Origin of the sequence: Dietzia sp. DQ12-76, from assembly GCF_014145045.1 — a bacterium.
Lineage (GTDB): Bacteria > Actinomycetota > Actinomycetes > Mycobacteriales > Mycobacteriaceae > Dietzia.
Window position 1 is genome coordinate 1 of sequence record NZ_JAALDV010000378.1, and the last position, 3,082, is coordinate 3,082.

5 protein-coding genes are annotated in these 3,082 nt (G+C 70.8%); 2 read left to right on the forward strand and 3 right to left on the reverse strand.

All coding sequences use genetic code 11. The features are described from left to right. Positions 1 to 212: 212 nt before the first annotated feature. Positions 213 to 563: a VOC family protein gene (locus G6019_RS12730; RefSeq protein ID WP_107758264.1), complete on the forward strand. Its 351-nt coding sequence runs from the start codon at positions 213 to 215 to the stop codon at positions 561 to 563. Positions 564 to 615: 52 nt separating this feature from the next. On the opposite strand, the gene G6019_RS12735 is transcribed toward G6019_RS12730, so the two are convergent. Together G6019_RS12735 and G6019_RS12740 are read right to left on the reverse strand one after the other, a co-directional pair. Then, complete coding sequence (locus G6019_RS12735; protein ID WP_182612358.1) at positions 616 to 1,518, reverse strand: sigma-70 family RNA polymerase sigma factor; 903 nt, start codon at positions 1,516 to 1,518, stop codon at positions 616 to 618. Next, positions 1,515 to 1,961: a carboxymuconolactone decarboxylase family protein gene (locus G6019_RS12740; RefSeq protein ID WP_182612357.1), complete on the reverse strand. Its 447-nt coding sequence runs from the start codon at positions 1,959 to 1,961 to the stop codon at positions 1,515 to 1,517. The genes G6019_RS12735 and G6019_RS12740 overlap by 4 nt, the downstream gene beginning before the upstream one ends. A 175-nt stretch (positions 1,962 to 2,136) precedes the next feature. Here G6019_RS12740 and G6019_RS12745 point away from each other — a divergent pair, with 175 nt between their 5' ends. Then, positions 2,137 to 2,724, forward strand: coding sequence for a DUF1707 SHOCT-like domain-containing protein (locus G6019_RS12745; RefSeq protein ID WP_107757648.1), 588 nt, complete (start codon positions 2,137 to 2,139; stop codon positions 2,722 to 2,724). A gap of 18 nt (positions 2,725 to 2,742) precedes the next feature. On the opposite strand, the gene G6019_RS12750 is transcribed toward G6019_RS12745, so the two are convergent. Next, positions 2,743 to 3,082: MFS transporter (locus G6019_RS12750; RefSeq protein WP_182627737.1), on the reverse strand; the 340-nt coding region annotated here is incomplete at its 5' end.

The following is a 3,082-nucleotide window of genomic DNA, read 5'->3' on the forward strand; positions in this document are numbered from 1 at the left end:
GGACGGTGTGAGCGTGGTGTCGGCGGTGATGCGCGCGCCGGATCCGCGCGCAGTCGCGATGGACCTGCTCTCACGCTGGGATGGGGCCCGGGTTCGTGGGTGATCCCGCCGCCCGCGCAGTCCGTCACGGGGAGGAGGACCGGGGGAGCACGAACCGGGTCACGGGATCGAAACCGCGCCACCGCGCCCATGGTGCCCGTACCGTCGGCAGCATGCAGGACAGCACCCCGGACCAGATCACGATGGTCGAGTTCCCCAGTTCGTCGATGCCCGCGACAGCCGACTTCCTGGCCAGGGTGTGTGGCTGGACGCCCACCGTGTACGGGACGTCGTACACCGACCTCACCGGCGGCGGGATCGAGGTGGGGATCCAGGGTGACGACGACGAGCAGTCGCAGGCACCCCTGATGGTGATCCGGGTGTCCGACCTGGCCGAGGCCCGCGGCCGGGTCGAGGCCGCTGGCGGCGTGGTGACCCTCGACCCGTTCTCCTTCCCCGGTGGCCGACGGTTCCACTTCCGCGAGCCGGGCGGGAACGAGATGGCCATGTGGGTGCCGGAGTAGCCACCGCCGCACGCCGCCGCGCACAGCCGAGCGCCGCCTCCATTGAGTCAGCTCAGGGAACCGAGCCGGCTCGCGGAGTCGGTTCGAACCCCTCCGGCAGGGCCAATCGTGTGAGTTTGGCCGGGTTGGAGTGGAAATAGACCCGCGTGACGCGGTCGTCGACCACGCCCAGCTGGGCCACCCGGACGACCCCGCGGGACACCACCGCCAACGCGAACTCCCCGTTGACCTCGACCGGCGCGATCATGCCGCCGGACAACTCCGCGGCCTTGATGAGGAAGTACGCACACTTGCGGGCCCCCACGATGTCCCTGCGGGCGGCGTTGACCTTCCCGTCGCTGTCCGAGACCACCCGGACGTCCGCGGTGAGCACCTCGATCGTCTGCTCGAGGTCACCGGCCAGGACGGCCTCGACCAGGCGCGTGATCACCGGCTCCGGCGCACGTTCCGGCGGCCGCAGGTCGGTGTCCAACCGGCGGCGTGCCCGGCTCACCCACTGGCGCACCGTGGGCACGGCCGCGTCCAACGTCTCGGCGATCTCGGCGTAGGGCAGGGCATAGGCCTCGCGCAGGACGAAGGCCGCCCGCTCATCGGGTGCCAGCTGCTCGTAGGCGAGGAGGACGGCGATCCGCAGATCCTCCCGCTGTTCGGCCAACTCCGCCGGAAGCAGGGCGGTGTCGACGGGCTCGGGCAGCCACGCCCCCACGTAGTCCTCCCGCCGTCGTCGCCGTAGCCGGTCCAGACACAACCGGGTGGTGACGGTGGTGAGCCACGCCTCGGGGTTGTCGGGGTGAGAACCCGGGTCGAGGCCGACCAGGCGGGCCAGGGCCTCATCGGCGGCGTCCTCTGCGTCGGCCCACGTCCCCGTGATGCGGTATCCCACCCCGAGCAGTCGCCCCCGGACCCGGTCCACCGCGGTCCGGTCGAGTCCGGCGAGCCCACCGGCCGCGGTCACCTCGGACGAACGGGATCGATGTCCTCCGGGCGGACGCCCTTGAGCGACCCCGGGTCCTTCCTGGTCGCCACTGCGATCCGGTTCCATGCGTTGATGGTGACGACTTCCATGAGCAGCTGTCCAGTGCCCGCCTCGCCCCGGTGTCGGACCATCTCGTCCCAGAGGTGGTCCGGGACCGAGTCCTCGCCACGGAGGTGGGTGATCGCGTCAGCGAATCGCAGGACCACGAGGTCCCCCGCGGACAGCTCACCGGCGTGGGCGGGCCAGTCCTCGGCGGCGAGGATCCGGGCGTCGTCCCAGCCGTCCTTACGCGCGTCGCGGCGATGCATCGCGGTGCAGAACCGACACTCGTTCACCGCCGAGACCCGGAGACTGACGAGGTGGCTGTCGGAGCGGGAGACCCGGGCCCTGGTGTAGGCCTCGAGCGCCAGCATGGGCACCATCGCGCCCGCGCTGACCTGAGTGCGCTGGTGCTGTGTGCACTGTCCCTGTGTGTGCGATCCGTGGTCTTTCCGGTGAGTGCTCATACCCCTTCGACGCACCAGCACTCCCGGATGTGACAGCGGATCGGTGTGATCACCTATGGCGATCTCCGGGGCCCCCTCCTAGCCTGGTCACATGACCGATCCTGATGATCTGTTGCTCTCCGACTCCGAGCGCCTGCACGCGCTCACCGCGCTGGGCGACCATTATGCCGCCGGTCGTCTCGACGACCCGGAATTCCATTCCCGGTCCGGTGACATCGCGGCCGCGCGCACCCTGGGTCAGTTGCGGTCATCATTCCGGGATCTGCCCGGAGGGATGCCCCTGAGCAGCGTGGACGGCATGATCGTGCAGACGGCGGCGGCGGGGGGTGGTGAGCTGGCGCGCACCTCGTCGTCACCGGCGGTCTCGGACCCGGATCGCGAGCTCCAGGATCTCCGCAAGCGCGGCAAGACGGTGGAGACCCTCGACGGCCTGGTCCTCGGGGCGACGCTCGTGGCGTTCCTCGTGCTGCAGTTCGTCGTGGGCTGGGATTACGCCTGGATCGTGTGGCCCTCGCTGGTCCTGACCCTCGGGGTTCCGCGCGCGATCCTGCAGTTCTCCGACTCGGACGAGGAACTCTACGAGGAGCTCAAGGAGTCCGACGACGAGGCCCGCAAGGAGCGTCTGCGCGCGGCCACCGAGCGGATCCGCGAGTTGGGGGACGGGCGCGAGACGCACTAGACGTACTGACCGCGCAGGTCAGGTCTGCTCGAGCGCGACGCCCTTGCGCTCCGGGAGCGTGAACGCCGCCAGGGCGGCGACGACGAAGGCCGCCGCGAACACCCCGAAGACCACGACCGTGCCTCCGGCACCCAGCATCACCGGGACGAGCAGCGGCGCGACGATGGAGGCGATCCGACCGAACGCCGCCGCCGCGCCGGTGCCGGCGCCACGGGTCGAGGTGGGGTAGAGCTCGGGGCCGATCGCGTACAGCGCGCCCCACGCGCCGAGGTTGAAGAACGACAACGCCATCCCCGCGGCGACGATGGTGGCCGGCGTCCCCGCGAGACCGAACAGCCCCGCCGCCACCGCCGACCCG